The organism is Gracilimonas sp. B-17, from assembly GCF_056857935.1.
The window spans coordinates 59240-75348 of the sequence record NZ_JBSXOA010000009.1 but is presented as its reverse complement, the minus strand read 5'-3'; the positions used below and the strand labels follow the sequence as shown (position 1 = coordinate 75348).

Below are 16109 nucleotides of genomic sequence, written 5' to 3'. Positions count from 1 at the left end.
TTTGGAACGGAGGTTATTCGATCACTTTAGGGACACGGAAGTAATCGCTGTCAGCATCCGGGGCATTTTTGAGTGCATCGTCGTGAGATAGTGGCTTTTTGGCTTCATCCTTACGAAGGCGGCTTTCCAGGTCAATAACATGTTCCAATGGTTCTACATGCTCAGTGTCTACCTCATTCAACAGCTCCATGTAGCCTAATATCTTATTCATATCGTCAGCAAACGACTTCACTTCTTCCTCATTCAGCTGAAGACGTGCTAGATTGGCGATGTATTGAACTTCTTTTTCGGTAACTGACATATTATTTAAATAAGGATTTATTTTAATGGACTGAATTTAAGAAACATTAGGTGAAAGATTAATCTTATTTGAAAAATACCTGAATATGAATAGGTGGATAGAATTATGCCCAAATAATTAAGGTTCAAAAACTTGGCATATTGATAATATTATTTTCATTTTAAGAGACTAAATTTTTGCTATGATCAAAGAAAAAGTAACCATAAAAAATTCAGCAGGACTTCATGCACGTCCTTCTGCGCAGTTAGTAAAACTGGCCAGTAAATTTAAATCGGATTTCTATATCCATAGTTATGGGTACAGGGTAAACGGAAAAAGCATATTAGGGGTAATGACACTTGCGGCAGAGAGTGGAGCGGAATTAGAGCTCGAACTGGAGGGGCCTGATGAAGAGGAAGCTCTCAAAGCCATTATAGAAGCTATTGAGAATAAATTCGGGATGGATGAGGAATGAGCTTTTCCTTCGATGAGAATAATGAAAATATTATTATGGCACGTAGTGCTGCCAAGGGTTTATCGATTGGTCCTGCTGTGGTCATTAAAACCGGTTCAAAAGAGATAAGCCCTAAAGCAATCTCTGAAGATCAGATTGATTCTAACAAGGAAAAATTCTGTGCAGCCAGAGATCTGCTAATTCAAGAGCTTCAAAAAATGGCAGTTGGTATTCAGGATAAAAGTACGGCTGAGATCATCGAGGCTCAGCAGCAGATCATTAAGGATCCTGAGATAGAGAAATCGGTTTTTGAGATCATTGAAAAAAAGTTTCTGAGCGTAGATTTTGCTGTATATGAGACTTTCAGCTCATTTATTGAGCAGCTTAAGGAAAGTGGTTCAGAATTATTCAGGCAGCGCATCATAGATCTCGAAGATATCAGGGACCGGTATGTATCAAAAGTCTGTGATCACAAGACAGATGTCTCGATTCCGGATGGTGCCATTTTGATTGCCAGTAAGATAAGCCCAACCGAATTGGTGAGTTATTATGAAGAGGGAGCCGCTGGATTGGTGCTTGAAAAGGGAGGGATCACCTCTCATGCTGTCATCATAGCCAAATCACTCGGAATCCCTTGTTTGATCAATGCAGATAAAGCGACCAAGATAGTATCTTCAAATGATACGGTGATTCTGGATGCTGATAAAGGAGGACTGATCCTAAACCCCTCTGATAATGTCTTGAAGGAGTATGCTGAAAAACTGAAAGGGGCGCAGGTTTCAGTTAAAGCGGATCGTACTGTCGGTTTTGAAACAAAGGATGGACATCCTTTTAAATTGATGGCTAACGTTGAATTTGAGGCTGAACTTCCGCGTGTTTCTGAGATGAATGCACAGGGGATAGGATTACTAAGAACGGAAAGCCTTTTGTTTGGTAAAAAGCTGCGTAAGGATGTGGAAGATCAGGAAGCATTTTATACATCCATGCTGGAGAATGTAGAGGGACCTGTCACTATTCGATTATTTGATATCGGAGGCGATAAAAATGCCCGCCGGCCTTATAAGGAAGCCAATCCATTTTTAGGATGGAGAGGAATCCGTTTATTGCTGGATGAAAAGAAATTGCTTCGCTCTCAGTTAAAAGCCATTTTGACCATTGCCGGTAAATATCCTGGCAGGGTCAAACTCCTGATACCCATGATCTCTGTAGTGAATGAGGTCGACCTGATCCGTGAGGAGATCGAAAAGATGCAGGGGGCATTGCTGTCTTCCGGCGCCTCTATCGATGAAGACCTGCCTATCGGTATCATGGTTGAAGTTCCTAGTGTGGCATTATCTGCCTTTCATTTTGCAAAAAAAGTGGATTTTTTAAGCATTGGGTCCAATGATCTGACGCAGTACACTCTGGCTGTTGACCGGGGGAATGAAAAGATCCATAACCTGTTTCAACATTATCATCCGGCTGTTTTAAAACTGATAAAAATGACGATAAAGGGAGCAGAAAAAGCGGAGGTGGATGTAAGTGTTTGCGGAGAGCTTGCGGGAGATGAGATCGGTGCCGCATGCCTGATAGGATTTGGGATCAACGAGTTGAGTATGGTTCCCAATTCATTGCCTGCCATTTATGATCTGATAAGCAACAGGAACAAGAAAGATTTTGAAGAGCTTGCTGAAAAAGCAGTTGACCTGTCATCCTCCGAAGAACTTGAACAGCTCTTCAGAGAATGGAAAGGTCGAACAGCTTAAAAATTGCTTTTCATAATTACTGAGTTTGGGCTATGCCGATCACTCCGCAGGCAATACGGCCACCGGCAGCTCCGGTAGGCTGAGAAGTCAGGTCATCTTCGCCGGCGTGAATAATAATACCGCGGCCTATGATCTCTTCAAGAGTAATAGTGCCGTCAACATAACTGACAGCTGCTACACCTTCTTCGTTGGCTTCAATGTTACCCATGTCTCCCATATGACGCATTTCGTCGGTTGGAGCACCATGATCGCTGCCTGAAGGGTTGAAATGTCCCCCGGCGCTGGTTCCGTCAGCAGCACGGCAATCACCGAATTCGTGAATATGAAAGCCATGTTTTCCTGATTCCAGGCCTGTAAATTCACCTTCAACAAGAACGCCTGAACTGTCTTCCATAAAAGTAACAGAACCGGCAACACCGCTGTCACCAACCGGCATTACAGTAGCAACAAGTTCTTCATGTTCAAAATTTGTAGTTATAACTTCTTCTTCCACCGTTTGTGTACATCCAACGGTTATTAAGATTAAAGCGGTAAATAAACTAGTAAGCTTCATATGTATTTATTGGTTTTTGTTGATTCAGGGTTAAAACAGTAAATATCTGAGCTTCATTCATTTAATATGGTTTCACGTAAACGAATGAATTCTTTTAGCTCCGATTCAATTTCGGCATACAATTGAGGGTTATTCTTTTTGAATTTCTTTTTCACTGAACCGGTAAAGAGGTCCTTAGCTTGTACAAAAAGTGGAGAAGTTAAAATACTTATCAGGAGGTAGCCCAAAATGAATTTCCAACCCAATCCAAATAGGCTGAGTATAACAGAAACAATAATATAGAATACAGGGAATGTGATCAAAGATAGCAGAAACTTGATGGAAGCATCAAACGCACGATCCTTAATGGCATTGTCAATCATATGCCTGATTGGTTGGTAAGGGATCACATTATTGATATATGAAAACAGATACAATGGAGATAACAGGATCTTCTTGAATCCAAATTTATTTTCTGATATCAGGTCTTGTAGTTCAATACCTGCCTTTTCAGCTTTTTCATTTAATGCTTTTGCTCTTTCAATGAGATCCTCAGATAAGTATGGTTTTGTCTTGGCGATACGGGCATTGGCAATTTCGGGATCTATGGTTTTGTGTTCATCTGGCTCAAGGTCATCCCAAAGAATCTTTTGAATTGTATATTCATTCAGGTTATCAACATGAAATACAAGTTCTTTCATGGCATCTGAAACATCACGTTTCATCGATTCCACTCCTTTCCGCTCATCCTCAAGATATGTTTCGCGGTAGGTTTTTACCGGAATGGGTTTACCATAATTCACCTGAACGGTATTGCCTGCTTTTCGATGTCTTGCATAATTTACCCCCACGGGTACGATCTGCAGATCAAGATTCCAGTCATATTTCTCCTCCGCACCAAATGCGATACGGGTAAACCCCTTGCTCAAAGGTCGAATTCTGCGTTTTAGGTTGTGATTTGCTTCAGCAAATACCAGAATCGTATCCTTGTTCTTCAGGTAGCTGATACACAGTTCAAATATTTCATTGTTCTTTTGAATGGAACTGAAACCATCCCGGACTCTGTATACCGGCATCATATTGATGGACCATAGAAACTTTCCGACTATATCGGGATTAAAAGCCTGTGCACGAGTGAGGAAATAGATCACCGGCCTGGTAGTTACGGCCACATGGAGGGCGTCCATGAAAGAGTTTTGATGGTTGGGTATATAAAGGACCGGTTTATCTTTGGGAATATGTTCTTTGCCTACGGCTTTTATCTCTTTATAAAAGAATTTGAGCCCATTGGCGACTATGGTATGTCGCCAAAACCGATACCAGAGATAGTTTTTTCTACGCATTGCTGAAAACGCGGTGTAAAGTTGATTTTCCTATTGACCAATACCATCCAATACTTAAGCCGGCAACAATATGCCAGATACCCCACCAGGCTGCTACTAAAGCCATGCCTCCGAGACCATCAAAGAAGTTGAAGATCAGTAATAAGCCCAAACCTGAATTCTGAATTCCGGTTTCAATGGATATTGATTTACGATCTTTCCGGGGAAGTTTGAAGATAACTCCAAGGGCATATCCGCTGCCCAAAGCCACCGCATTGTGGATGAATACCAATACTATGACAAGATGTACATAACTGATAAAATTCTCAAAGTTCATACTGAAGGCAACGATCACAAATCCTGCAAAGAAGAGGATCCCAAAGTTCTTTATATAAGGAGAAATTGTTTGGGAAAGGGCATCTCTGAAGTGCCTGAGTACCATACCCAGCAGAAGGGGGATGCCCAAAATGAGTATAATGATGCGAAATACTTCAAACAGGTCAAGGTGGATCTCTGTTAAGATCGCATTGGTTGGCCCATACATACTTGCCCAGAATGCAAAATTGAAAGGTGTCATGAATATGGACAGTAATGTTGCAAAAGCCGTCATGCTTACTGAAAGTGCAGCATTCCCACGTGCAAGTAATGAAAAAAAGTTAGAAATATTACCGCCCGGGCAGGCAGCTACCATCATCATTCCCAACGCAAAACTGGGATGAGGCTCCATGATGATCACCATCACATAGGTTAAGGCGGGCAGCATGAAGAACTGGGAAGCCAGTCCGATCAGTGTGCTTTTTGGATTTTTTGCCACTTTTTTGAAATCATCAACGGTGAGTTCAAGGGCTACACCGAACATGATAATAGCCAGCGAGACATTCATGATATGAAGCCCGCCACTATCCAGGTTTAATTGTAGCGTATCTATCGATTCGCCCATAGTTCAGTTAATGAAGTAAGTGACTGTGTATGATATTTATTGCGTGCTCAAGGATACAAAATCTTTTAGATACTCGAATAAGAGATTTTTTGAGATTACATTTTAGAAAATGGGCAGAAGTTTAGGAGAACATATTGATCCCCACTTTCGCGGGGATCTAATAATACATGATGGCAAGAGTCTTAATATTTAGAATAAAGTTGCTGGTTTTTAAAGCTGTAAAACTAATGTCGAGAGGTGGTTTCTAATCCTGACTTCCGTTACTTTTGAATGAAATTTGAACTTAATACTAGCAATTTATCATGAGCGATATCAATCCATTCCACCTGGCCTTTCCTGTAAAAGACCTGGATGAAGCCTATAAATTTTACCATGATCTGTTGGGCTGCGAAACGGGACGAAGTTCAGATTCGTGGATCGACTTTAATATGTGGGGACATCAGGTGGTGGCGCATTTGAGTCCGGATGAGGCCAAGGAATCGGCCATGAATGCGGTGGATGGAAAAGGGGTGCCGGTTCGGCATTTTGGGGTGATCCTTGAGATGGACGAGTGGAAAGCGCTTGCGGAAAAACTGGAGAATGAAGGCATAGAATTTGTGATCGAGCCTTATATTCGTTTTAAGGGGGAACCGGGAGAGCAAGCGACCATGTTCTTCCTCGATCCAAGTGGAAACGCCCTGGAATTCAAGGCCTTTGGGGATAAGAGCCAGATCTTTGCAAAGTAGAGCCGGTGGCGATCCGTTCCGACGCAGAGCGTAGGAACGGGGCTATTAAATACTGGATCTTCGAGAAATTACTAAGGCAGTTAGCTTATGGGAAGATCCTCATTGTAGCTTAGAGTTCAACATCTTAGATGGGTGGTGCGAAGGAAAGCTGGGATAGGGAATCTGTAACCTAATACGGACTCGCTCCACACGCTCAGCGTTGGAGCGAAGCTTAAGGTTCACTGGTGGATTCTACCCATTGAAGGTCACTTTCAACAAGGGTCATGAAAGTTAACAGGTTCTGAGCCTGCCAGTAATCGCGAATCCCATCAATGGGGTCCTGATAGGAGAAAAAGTGAGTGGTTTCTCCGTCAAACACTTCAAAATTATACACCCGCCGGGGCAGGGTACCGGAATCGGGAACCCAGTCTTCGATCTCATACTGTGGACCGATCTCGTAAATGTTCAAAAAATCCACGAACTGCTGAAAATCAGACCAGCTGCTGTCATTGGCTGACACATACTGTTGATCCACTACCTTTTCATTTTCAGCATTCAGCGTATAGGTCCTGAAGGTACCTGTCCACTCAGAATTTTCCTTCTGAAAATGGAAATAGATCGCCTCATTGATATTCACCTTGATCCATTCTTCTGCTGTATCATCGGTTTGAGCCGTAGAATTGGAATCATTCGCATGCTTCGTTGACGAACAACCGGCTATTAAAATAACAAGTGAGAATAGTAGGACAATTGGCGCTAAATATGATTTCATACAGGTTTACTTAAGAGATGCGAGCTCAGTCATCAAACTCTTGTTCGATCGCTTCAAGGCGTTGCTGATATTCTTCCCATTTCGAATATCGGTCTGTAAGGTCGGCTTTGAGCTGATCATATTCCAATGAGAATTCCTTTACCTTGTCGGCATCGTCATAAAAATCAGGCTGGGCCATGGTCTCTTCGATCTCACCTTTGCGGGTTTCCATCTGTTCGATCTCTTTCTCGACCGCCTGAATGTTGTCACGGACCGGTTTGGTTCGCCGGTTTCGTTCATTGCGTCGTTCTGCTTCTATGCGGCGCTGTTCTTTTCGGGATAGTTGTGAATTTTCTTCTTCGGATTGCAGAGCTGTTTCTGAAGCAGCTTCCTGTTCTGCCTCTTCTTTCTTTTTGTCGAGATAATAAGACACATTACCCAGATAGGTCTTGATATAACCGGGCTGCACATCCAGAACTTTGTTGACAATAGGATCGAGAAAATCACGATCGTGAGATACGATGAGGCAGGTGCCTTCATATTGCTGAATGGCTTGCTGCAGGATGTTCTTACTGCTCATATCCAGGTGGTTTGTAGGCTCATCAAAGATCAGCAGATTAGCAGGTGATAAAAGCATTTTTGCCAGCGCCAGCCTACTTTTCTCTCCGCCTGAAAGGACCTTCACTTTCTTGAAGACATCATCGCCCTGAAAAAGGAAGCAGCCCAGAATGGTCCTGAGGCGACTTTCTTTTTCTCCGGAGCCGGCATCATGCATGGACTCCAGGGCATCTTTTTTGGGATCCAGTTCTTCAGCCTGATGCTGTGCGAAATAATTAACGGTTACGTTATGACCTACAATGCGTTTACCATTCTGATAAGGTTCGTTACCGGCCAGAATACGGATCAATGTGGATTTTCCGGCACCATTGGGACCTACTACCGCGATCTTATCGCCTCGTTCGATCTCGTAATCGATCCCGTCAAACACTACATTATCATCATAACTTTTATGGAGATCCTCCAGCTTCATGACCACCTGACCGCTGCGTTCAGGTTCCGGAAAACGGAATGAGACCTTACTTTGCTCATCCTCGAGCTCGATCTGCTCCATTTTTTCCAGCTGCTTTACGCGGCTTTGCACCTGCCTGGCTTTCGAGGCCTTGTAACGGAAGCGGTCAATGAATTCCTGGGTTTCCTTGATCTGTTTTTCCTGATTCTTCTTGGCATTCAGGAGCAATTCCCGTTCTTCTTCCCACTTCTTTTCATAAAATGAGTAGTTACCGGCATAATCAGAGATGTCTCCGCTTCTGAGAGCAAGGGTGCGGTTGGTAATGGTATCCAGAAAGGCCTTATCGTGAGAAACCACTACTACGGCCCCTTCATAACTGTTAAGGAAATTCTCCATCCACTGTAGCGATTCAATATCCAGGTGGTTGGTGGGCTCATCCAGAAGGAGGTAGGTGGGGCAGCGAAGTAACAGTTTGGCCAGGGCAATACGCATCAGCCAGCCCCCGCTGAATTCGGAGGTATTGCGGTGAAAGTCTTCCTCAGTGAACCCAAGTCCCATCAATACTTTTTCCACTTGTGAACGCAACTCATAAAGGCCGGACGATTCAAGTTCCGTTTGCAGGAGGCCGTAACGCTCCATCAGTTTTTCGTACTCATCACTTTGAGGATCTACCTGTGAGAGTTTTTCCTGAATGCCTTTCACTTTCATTTCAAGCTCGAAAAGTTCTGCAAAGGCTGTTTCCACTTCCTCCAGAACGGTCAGTGTGAAATCCGGGTCAACGCCATCCTGAGGCAGGTAACCAAGGGTTTCTTCATTTGCCAGCGAGACCGTTCCTTCATCCGATTCCTGTATCCCCATAATGATCTTAAGCAGAGTGGATTTTCCCGCCCCATTAGGACCCACTAACCCGATCCGCTCACCGGGGTTGATGAAAGTACTGACGCCGTCAAGCAGTTCACGGTCGCCCAGGTGTAATGTAATGTTTTCGAGTGCTAACAATGTGTGATGACTATCTGAATGAGAAGTAAAAGTGAGGGATGAAAATATGGATTAATTGCTGCGGTATGAAATTAATCCTGGGGCTGTTTACCTCTTTTATGCAATGGTGGTGGTGTGGGTAACCATAAAATCCCCGTTTTCACGAGGATGACGAGGTAGTGGATAGTTGTTGCTCTGTAGTTTGTCATAATCTCCTAACTCCCCAAAGGTCATTCCCGCAAAGGCGGGAATCTCAAAGATCATTTTGGCACCCCAATTCCTTCACAAACTCAGTACTGCTCGTTCCGAACGTCCCGTTCGGAATGCCTGCCCGGACCTCCGGTCCAAAGAGTTAGCGAAGGAAAACATATCAAAAACCACACATCGAGTATTTCACTTTTTCTATACAGAGAATATGAAACCGGCTGTATATTTCAGCTTCAATTCCTTCACAAATTCAGTGCAGAAAACCTTAATTTGAAAAGAAATTCAACACAATCGATCTCATGCCAAAGAAAAAAATCAACATTACCGTAGAATTAGACGATCAGAACATCGCATCCAATATTGCCTTCAAGGCCGATGACATGCCGAACGTGGATACCGTGAACTGCCGCGCCATGCTGCTTTCCTTCTGGGATGCCAAGAACAAGGACACGCTTAAACTGGATCTGTGGACACGCGACATGACCGTAGACGAAATGAAGATCTTTTTCCACCAAACGCTGGTCACTATGGCAAATACCCTTGAAAGTTCCATTGACGACGAACGCATTGCCGGCGACATGCGTGATTTCTGCCACTACTTTGCCGAGAAGATGGAGATCAAAGAGTAAGAGCCTCGAATATTCAGTAAAGAAAAAAGAAGAAAAAACGCATCTACAATCCTATAAAAATGGCGATCATGATGGAAGTAAGAGAGATGCCCAGGATGATGCCGAATGGCCTCCAGCAGTAAAGAAGCCAGTCTTTGTAGGAAACCCCTGCGGCTGTTAAAATGGCAAGTAAAGCTCCATTGGTTGGCGTGATCATATCCATGATAATGCCACCGTACTGATAGCACAGGATCATCACTTGCCGAGACATGCCAATAAGGTCAGACAAGGGGGTAAGCAGTGGCATGGTAAGCACCGCGTGACCTGAGCTGCTCGGTATCGGGATGTGAATGAGAAGGTGGGAGATCATCATCCCTGCGGCAGATAAATAAACCGGTAGGTCCTGAAGTGGATTGAATAACCCATATACGATGGTGTCTATGATCATCCCATCCTGAAGAACCAGGTAAATACTTCGGGCAAGCCCAACAATGATGGCTGCAAAGGCCATCTCATTGATGCCAAAGGCATAGGCTTTGGATGTTCCGTTAAGGCCAAGCTGGCCGATCAGTCCCGCCGCAAACCCGGTTACCAGAAACAAGGCCGACATTTCATTGTAGCCCCAGTCCCAGGTCATGATGCCATACACCATAAATGCGAAGGTAAAAAGGATCAGATAAAGGATGATCGCAGAGCGGGTTGGCAGTTTTTCAGTTGAATGATCCTCCGTTTTGACCTCATGTTCTGACCGCTCATCCCGGCCATTCTGGAGTACCCACCAGATCCAGAAAGTAAGGACGATCAGCAGGACGATGATCCTGAACCATGAGCCGCTGAAAGGAGTGACTTCTGAGATCTTCTGAGCTATTAAAACTCCAAACGGATTGATCGGGCTGAAAGCAGCCCCGATAGAGGCACACCCGGCACTGATCGCAATGGCAGAGATCTTGGTATACCCAAGCCGACCGGCCATTACAACCAGGAATGGGATCATTGCGATGATCTCCTCAAAGGTATGATTCAAAGCCCCAGCAGTTGCAAACACGATCCCGACCAGGATCATAACACGGGATTTGGCATGTTGAAATCGATGTATGAGAGCCGAAATGCCATCATTGAAGGCCCCGGTTTTATCCACCACAATGAAAGCACCACCGATAATGAGGATCAATACGACCAGGTCAGCGCCAAAAATGATTCCCTCCGGTACCTTGATAACGGCATCAAAGACCCCGATCGGTTCAGCCTCCACTTGTTCGTAGCTGTTACTCACCACTACCTCACGGCCGGTCTCCGGGTCGGTCACACGGTCGTAACTCCCTGCCGGTATGAGGTGAGTCAGAACCGCTGAAAGGCCGATAAAGAATAACAGGATCGTTAAAGGGTGCGGGAAATTAAATTTTTTCATAGTCCGTAGGTAGGTTGGCTCAGAATATCTAATAATCAGTTGGTGAATTAAATTAGAATTTTGGGCTTATGATCAGCGGTATATAATCGAACCAAAACTCACCCCGCTTTCCCGCTCCGATTCATCCCAGATATCGTAGGTCAGAACCTCACCTTTTAGATCAGGTTTTGTTTTAAGAAAGGAGTAAAGGGGAGGATATCCGCAAATGCGGTAAGGGTCATATTTTTCACTTATCAGATCCAGTAATTGTTGGTGTGAACCGGAAGCGCCATGGCTCAGGAAGGAGTCATCAAAGTTTCGGACGTCTTCAAACATCTCTTTAGCCGGTTTTTCATCCCCGAATTTTTTACCAACATGGGCCAGGTCGCCACTGATCAGGAAAAAGGTATCAATATCTTCTGCAAACAGATCAGCCAGTAACCCGGTGAAGTTCTCCACCTGTTGCCCCTGAAATCCATCGGCTTTGTAAAAGAGTTCATCCAGTCCGCCAACAAGGATCGGGATCATCGAAAAATCATGATCCCACAGATGATTGAGGAAGATCAGGTGCTGTTCAATACTGTGCTCAACACGGTGCGCACGGTCCCTGAAGGTGACTCCATAATGCTCTTCAGTGCCCTCAACGTGCTCTTTGATTTTCTGAATAGAGGTGTGATCCGTTGTAACGGTACCGTTTACCATTTTGAAATCTTTGGTTGATATCACAAACGGAGATTCCTCATAAATATCAGGGTGCATGCCGGAATAATGAGAAGTAGCCAGTATTACCACCCGTTTTGGTTTCAGGTCTTTAATGGCTGAAAAGGCTTTGACATAGCTGTTCATCCCCACCCGAATATCGATATGTGGTGCATATAGGGCTTTTGCGGTTTGAACCGGATCTGAGGCAGGCAATTTTTTAAACGCTTCATTCAGGAAATGAGACATCTCTTCAGCATCATCCGGGTAGGCCAGTCCGGCCGTGATGGACTCATGAACCTTCGAGTTCTCGTACTCCGCCTCCGTCTTTTCCGCAAATTCCCTGAAGTAAGGAGAGTGGAGCAGGGCATTCCCATCCAGAAACTGAACGTATTCCAGGATCTGATCTTTGGTAACCCCATTGCCCGTAAATTCCATCAGGTCTTGAATACTGCGCTGACCATCAAACATCGAAAAAATGTTCCGTGCTGAATACGGAACCGCAAAATTATCCGGGGCATACCCATATTGGTCCTGAAAATATAGAAAAGTCTCCCCGTCTTGGTCGATCGGTATGATCTGCACGTCAAACCTAATCGGGGGGATGGGATCAGTGTAAGATGAAAAAATGGAATCAGGTTTATCAGTCACGTCAGAAAATTAAATGTAAGGAGTTGGTTTGTGGAGGCTCTAACTATACGAACTAGCAAAATATTAATCGTAAGGGCGAATCGCATTCGCCCAATGTATTTAATGATCAAAAAAATGAATCCCTTCAAACGTAAACGAAAATCTATTCGTCTGCAATGTTATGATTATAAACAGCCCGGTTACTATTTCATTACTATTTGCACCCATAAGAAGCGTCATATTTTCGGTGAGGTTTTTAATGGCCATATGATTTTAAACCATTATGGTTTGGTGGCGAAAAGAAATTGGATGAATACACAGAATATTCGACCAAATGTTAAATTGGGTAATTTTGTGATCATGCCCAATCATATGCATGCCATATTTCAGATTGTCGCTACCGAAAAAAACGTAGTAGGGGCGTATCGCGATACGCCCCTACCTCGGGGTTTCAAGTCTCCGTCGAATTCTGTTGGTGCGATCGTTAGAGGTTATAAATCGACAGTTACAAAACAGATCAATCGAATTCGGGGAAATTTTGGATCAAAAATATGGCAACGAAATTACCATGAACATATCATTCGAGATCAGAGATCTTTAAATAAGATCACGGAATACATTGAAATGAATCCGCAGTTGTGGAATAAGGACAGGTATTACAGGTAAAACCTATATTGTTGATTTAGAACAAAAGGCGAATGCGATTCGCCCATACGCCCGCCTGAAGATGTTAAATGGCATGATGATCATTTAACATTCAACATTTCATAATTTAAAATTAACCGTTATCCCGCATTTTCTGGCACTTACATTTGATACCATAATTCTTGCATAACGGATGATCCGGCGCTTCAGATATCCGGGCTTTGCAGGGGCCTCGTCCGTGGTGTATCATCAGGTGTGAGAGATCCGTCCAGCTTTCTCGGGGGAATAAGGCCATCAGGTCCTTTTCAATTTTATTGGTGTTCTTTTTTTCTTTGGTGAGGCCGAATCGATTTGAAAATCGCTTGACGTGCGTATCCACAACTACCCCAACATTGATCCCAAAGGCATTTCCCAATACCACATTCGCAGTCTTGCGGGCGGCTCCACGCAGCTTTAACAAGTCCTTCATGTTTTGAGGAACTTCCCCGTCAAATTCCTCCACCAAAATTTGGGAGGTTTCTTTTAGAGATTTGGCTTTGTTGCGATAAAAGCCGGTGGATCTCACCAATTCCTCCAATTCCTCCAGCGGAGCGTCTTTCATCAACTCAGGGGTGGGGTAAGTTTCGAAAAGAGCCGGAGTGGTTTTGTTGACTCTCACATCCGTACACTGTGCACTCAAAATAGTAGCGATCAAAAGCTCAAAAGGGTTTCGGTGATCGAGCTCACAATGTGGGTTGGGGTAATACTTATAAAGCTCATTCAGAATCTCAAGTGCCCGTTCTTTTTGGGCTTTGGTTTTTCTGGGAAGCTTAGGGAGTTTATTCTTGTCTTTTGACATTACAGTGATCAGTTAGCAGTAAACAGTTATAAGTGGGCTTGAAGGTATGATTTTGTGAGTAGATACGCATACAGGAATAAGGATCAATTTTAAGTGGAAAAGGTCTTCTCATGCATTTAACATTTAAAATTATCTCACTTAAAATTTTCCTTATCTTTGGTATTCAATAAATTTAGAATTGTAAACATCACACTCACATATGTCGAATTTGGACAATCTGGATAAAATTGTATCGCTGGCGAAAGCGCGGGGCTTCATCTTTCAATCATCAGAGATCTATGGCGGTCTTAGTGCCGTTTATGATTACGGACCCCTCGGTGTAGAACTCAAACGTAATATCCGTGATGCCTGGTGGAAAGAGATGACCCGCCGCCACGATAATATTGTGGGTGTGGATGCTGCGATTTTCATGCATCCAAAAGTGTGGGAAGCGAGTGGTCACGTGGGTGGATTCAACGACCCAATGATCGATGACAAACAGTCCAAGAAACGCTACCGCGCGGATATGATCATCGAGCAGCACATTGAAAAGCTGCGTAAAGATGAGAAGCATGAAGAAGCTAACGCTATTCAGGAAAAACTGGATACCTGCGGTTCACGTAAAAGCCTGACTGAAGATCTGTATGAGATCATCATGGAAAATGAGATCCGTGCCCCTGAATCCGGTGCTTTTGACTGGACCGAAGTGCGACAATTCAACCTGATGTTTAAGACACAGTTTGGGGCTACATCGTCAGAAGAGGATGGCGTGTACCTGCGACCTGAAACCGCTCAGGGTATTTTTGTGAATTATAAGAACGTACTGGATACGGCTCGCGTAACGATTCCTTTTGGGATCGCCCAAACCGGTAAAGCCTTCCGTAATGAAGTGGTGGCTCGTCAGTTTGTATTCCGAATGCGGGAATTTGAGCAAATGGAAATGCAATATTTCGTGAAGCCCGGAACAGATGAAGGTGAGTACGAAAAATGGCTGGAAAAACGCCTGGAATGGCATAAGAGAATGGGTATCCGTGAGGAGAACCTGCGAACGGCTCCACATCCTGAGGATAAACTGGCTCACTATGCAAGAGCTGCTGCCGATATTCAGTACAAATATCCCATCGGCTGGCAGGAAGTGGAAGGTATCCACAACCGAACAGATTTTGATCTGACTCAGCATGCTGAATTCTCCGGGAAGAAACTGGACTACTATGATCAGAAAAATCAGGAGCGCTTTGTGCCCTATGTGATCGAAACTTCAGTGGGTCTTGATCGACTCACTCTGATGGTTCTTTGTGATGCCTACCGTGAGGAAGAAGTGGATGGTGATACCAGAACCGTACTGAAAATGAACCCGAAATTAGCCCCAACTCAGGTTGGTATCTTCCCGCTCATCAAAAAGGATAAACTGCAGGATCTGGCTCATAAGATAGAGGAAGAACTTAGAGAAGAATTTTCGGTGCTGTATGATGAATCCGGTTCTATTGGAAAACGCTATCGCCGGCAAGACGAGGCTGGAACGCCTTTCTGTGTAACCGTTGATTTTGATGGGGTGGAATCTGAAGGTGAGGATACTGTTACCATCCGGTACAGAGATGATATGAGTCAGGATCGGGTCCCGGTTTCAAGATTAGCCGAGGTTATCCGTGACGGAGTGAAGGACTGGAAGCCGGAATAAAATCGGACTCCAAAGTTAATGACAGATATTAGGGCGGGCCAATGGTCTGCCCTTTTTTATAGTTCAAAATTAACTGTTGCCAACCAAAGAAAGCGAGCATCATTTTGCCCGTTCATATCAAATTTGATCTCCTCTATAGCTGAAATAACAGCTTCGTCACATCCATGTCCAATCCCTTCAATAATTTTAAACCCTGAAGTTTCCCCATTTTCCTCAACAAAAAATTGAACAGAAACTGTACCCTCAATTCGGTTCTCAATAGCTTCTTCAGGGTATTCGATCTTCTTGCGCAGGGCTCTGTTACCGCCTCTTATTTCGGGGAAAGCAGAGATGATGACGTAGTTTTCATCAGATGAATCCAGAGAAGTTTTTGGACTGTGTGATTCACTTGTGGTAGAATCTACTCTTGGATAGGGTGAGGATCCCTGATATTCTAAAACTACTTTAGGCCCTGCACATGATGTTGAAATTAAACACACAAGGAATAACAGAGTATAAAATTTAGTATTCATAGACCTGGGAGGGTTTGTTGTCAGAGTCATTATTATATATAATAATAGTACAAATAAAACCGGAAAAGGTGTTAATATATTTCAGTTATGTTGTTGTTTTTTTGAAGATTTCGCCTATTTTTATGGCGTAAATATATGTGATGAACGCTATCTAATATGAGGTTTCATTGAGGCTCAACAACATATTCGTCAGAATATTTCTTGTTCTTTT

Annotated in this window: 16 protein-coding genes; 6 read left to right on the top strand and 10 right to left on the bottom strand. The window is 43.8% G+C overall.

Annotated features, from left to right (window positions below):
* Positions 1-13: 13 nt before the first annotated feature.
* The gene (gene gatC / locus AC13FX_RS02065) at positions 14-301 is read right to left on the bottom strand and encodes an Asp-tRNA(Asn)/Glu-tRNA(Gln) amidotransferase subunit GatC (RefSeq protein WP_482878760.1); all 288 of its coding nucleotides are present in this window, start codon (positions 299-301) and stop codon (positions 14-16) included.
* A gap of 181 nt (positions 302-482) precedes the next feature.
* Here gatC and AC13FX_RS02060 point away from each other — a divergent pair, with 181 nt between their 5' ends.
* Entirely contained in the window at positions 483-755 is a 273-nt protein-coding gene (locus AC13FX_RS02060) for an HPr family phosphocarrier protein (RefSeq protein WP_482878759.1), read from the top strand.
* Positions 752-2479 (top strand): phosphoenolpyruvate--protein phosphotransferase, encoded by a 1728-nt coding sequence (ptsP, locus tag AC13FX_RS02055; protein ID WP_482878758.1) that lies wholly within the window; start codon positions 752-754, stop codon positions 2477-2479. Before AC13FX_RS02060 ends, ptsP begins: the two co-directional genes overlap by 4 nt.
* Before the next feature lie 16 nt (positions 2480-2495).
* On the opposite strand, the gene AC13FX_RS02050 is transcribed toward ptsP, so the two are convergent.
* Genes AC13FX_RS02050 through AC13FX_RS02040 form a run of 3 tightly spaced genes read right to left on the bottom strand, consistent with a single transcriptional unit; the run spans position 2496 to position 5273 of the window.
* Positions 2496-3032 carry a superoxide dismutase family protein gene (locus AC13FX_RS02050; RefSeq protein WP_482878757.1) on the bottom strand — a complete coding sequence of 179 codons (537 nt, stop codon included), beginning with the start codon at positions 3030-3032 and terminating at the stop codon, positions 2496-2498.
* 53 nt (positions 3033-3085) lie between these two features.
* Complete coding sequence (locus AC13FX_RS02045) at positions 3086-4354, bottom strand: lysophospholipid acyltransferase family protein (protein WP_482878756.1); 1269 nt, start codon at positions 4352-4354, stop codon at positions 3086-3088.
* Complete coding sequence (locus tag AC13FX_RS02040) at positions 4347-5273, bottom strand: bile acid:sodium symporter family protein (RefSeq protein ID WP_482878755.1); 927 nt, start codon at positions 5271-5273, stop codon at positions 4347-4349. The genes AC13FX_RS02045 and AC13FX_RS02040 overlap by 8 nt, the downstream gene beginning before the upstream one ends.
* A gap of 302 nt (positions 5274-5575) precedes the next feature.
* On the opposite strand from AC13FX_RS02040, the gene AC13FX_RS02035 reads away from it, so the two are divergent.
* Entirely contained in the window at positions 5576-5998 is a 423-nt protein-coding gene (locus AC13FX_RS02035; protein ID WP_482878754.1) for a VOC family protein, read from the top strand.
* Positions 5999-6209: 211 nt separating this feature from the next.
* Here AC13FX_RS02035 and AC13FX_RS02030 read toward each other — a convergent pair whose 3' ends face one another.
* Positions 6210-6749: a hypothetical protein gene (locus AC13FX_RS02030; RefSeq protein ID WP_482878753.1), complete on the bottom strand. Its 540-nt coding sequence runs from the start codon at positions 6747-6749 to the stop codon at positions 6210-6212.
* Between the two features lie 25 nt (positions 6750-6774).
* Positions 6775-8736, bottom strand: a complete 1962-nt coding sequence (locus AC13FX_RS02025) for an ABC-F family ATP-binding cassette domain-containing protein (RefSeq protein WP_482878752.1) — start codon at positions 8734-8736, stop codon at positions 6775-6777.
* A gap of 485 nt (positions 8737-9221) precedes the next feature.
* Between AC13FX_RS02025 and gldC the strand changes: the two genes are divergently transcribed.
* The gene (gldC, locus tag AC13FX_RS02020) at positions 9222-9551 is read left to right on the top strand and encodes a gliding motility protein GldC (protein WP_482878750.1); all 330 of its coding nucleotides are present in this window, start codon (positions 9222-9224) and stop codon (positions 9549-9551) included.
* A 43-nt stretch (positions 9552-9594) separates the two neighbouring features.
* On the opposite strand, the gene AC13FX_RS02015 is transcribed toward gldC, so the two are convergent.
* Together AC13FX_RS02015 and amrB are read right to left on the bottom strand one after the other, a co-directional pair.
* Entirely contained in the window at positions 9595-10938 is a 1344-nt protein-coding gene (locus AC13FX_RS02015; RefSeq protein WP_482878749.1) for a YfcC family protein, read from the bottom strand.
* A gap of 72 nt (positions 10939-11010) precedes the next feature.
* Positions 11011-12267 (bottom strand): AmmeMemoRadiSam system protein B, encoded by a 1257-nt coding sequence (gene amrB / locus AC13FX_RS02010; RefSeq protein ID WP_482878747.1) that lies wholly within the window; start codon positions 12265-12267, stop codon positions 11011-11013.
* Between the two features lie 288 nt (positions 12268-12555).
* Here amrB and AC13FX_RS02005 point away from each other — a divergent pair, with 288 nt between their 5' ends.
* Positions 12556-12912: a transposase gene (locus AC13FX_RS02005; protein ID WP_482878746.1), complete on the top strand. Its 357-nt coding sequence runs from the start codon at positions 12556-12558 to the stop codon at positions 12910-12912.
* A gap of 112 nt (positions 12913-13024) precedes the next feature.
* Here the strand turns inward: AC13FX_RS02005 and nth are convergent, their stop codons facing one another.
* Complete coding sequence (nth, locus tag AC13FX_RS02000) at positions 13025-13729, bottom strand: endonuclease III (protein WP_482878745.1); 705 nt, start codon at positions 13727-13729, stop codon at positions 13025-13027.
* Positions 13730-13928: 199 nt separating this feature from the next.
* Here nth and AC13FX_RS01995 point away from each other — a divergent pair, with 199 nt between their 5' ends.
* Positions 13929-15386: a glycine--tRNA ligase gene (locus AC13FX_RS01995; protein WP_482878744.1), complete on the top strand. Its 1458-nt coding sequence runs from the start codon at positions 13929-13931 to the stop codon at positions 15384-15386.
* Between the two features lie 56 nt (positions 15387-15442).
* On the opposite strand, the gene AC13FX_RS01990 is transcribed toward AC13FX_RS01995, so the two are convergent.
* Positions 15443-15898 (bottom strand): energy transducer TonB, encoded by a 456-nt coding sequence (locus AC13FX_RS01990; protein ID WP_482878743.1) that lies wholly within the window; start codon positions 15896-15898, stop codon positions 15443-15445.
* Positions 15899-16109 lie beyond the last annotated feature (211 nt).

Coding starts and splice junctions, on each gene's coding strand:
- AC13FX_RS02035 (WP_482878754.1), top strand. CDS start 5,576: ATGAGCGATATCAATCCATTCCACCTGGCCTTTCCTGTAAAAGACCTG.
- AC13FX_RS02050 (WP_482878757.1), bottom strand. CDS start 3,032: ATGAAGCTTACTAGTTTATTTACCGCTTTAATCTTAATAACCGTTGGA.
- AC13FX_RS01995 (WP_482878744.1), top strand. CDS start 13,929: ATGTCGAATTTGGACAATCTGGATAAAATTGTATCGCTGGCGAAAGCG.
- AC13FX_RS02060 (WP_482878759.1), top strand. CDS start 483: ATGATCAAAGAAAAAGTAACCATAAAAAATTCAGCAGGACTTCATGCA.
- AC13FX_RS02015 (WP_482878749.1), bottom strand. CDS start 10,938: ATGAAAAAATTTAATTTCCCGCACCCTTTAACGATCCTGTTATTCTTT.
- AC13FX_RS02045 (WP_482878756.1), bottom strand. CDS start 4,354: ATGCGTAGAAAAAACTATCTCTGGTATCGGTTTTGGCGACATACCATA.
- AC13FX_RS01990 (WP_482878743.1), bottom strand. CDS start 15,898: ATGAATACTAAATTTTATACTCTGTTATTCCTTGTGTGTTTAATTTCA.
- gatC (WP_482878760.1), bottom strand. CDS start 301: ATGTCAGTTACCGAAAAAGAAGTTCAATACATCGCCAATCTAGCACGT.
- ptsP (WP_482878758.1), top strand. CDS start 752: ATGAGCTTTTCCTTCGATGAGAATAATGAAAATATTATTATGGCACGT.
- nth (WP_482878745.1), bottom strand. CDS start 13,729: ATGTCAAAAGACAAGAATAAACTCCCTAAGCTTCCCAGAAAAACCAAA.
- AC13FX_RS02005 (WP_482878746.1), top strand. CDS start 12,556: ATGAATACACAGAATATTCGACCAAATGTTAAATTGGGTAATTTTGTG.
- AC13FX_RS02040 (WP_482878755.1), bottom strand. CDS start 5,273: ATGGGCGAATCGATAGATACGCTACAATTAAACCTGGATAGTGGCGGG.
- gldC (WP_482878750.1), top strand. CDS start 9,222: ATGCCAAAGAAAAAAATCAACATTACCGTAGAATTAGACGATCAGAAC.
- AC13FX_RS02030 (WP_482878753.1), bottom strand. CDS start 6,749: ATGAAATCATATTTAGCGCCAATTGTCCTACTATTCTCACTTGTTATT.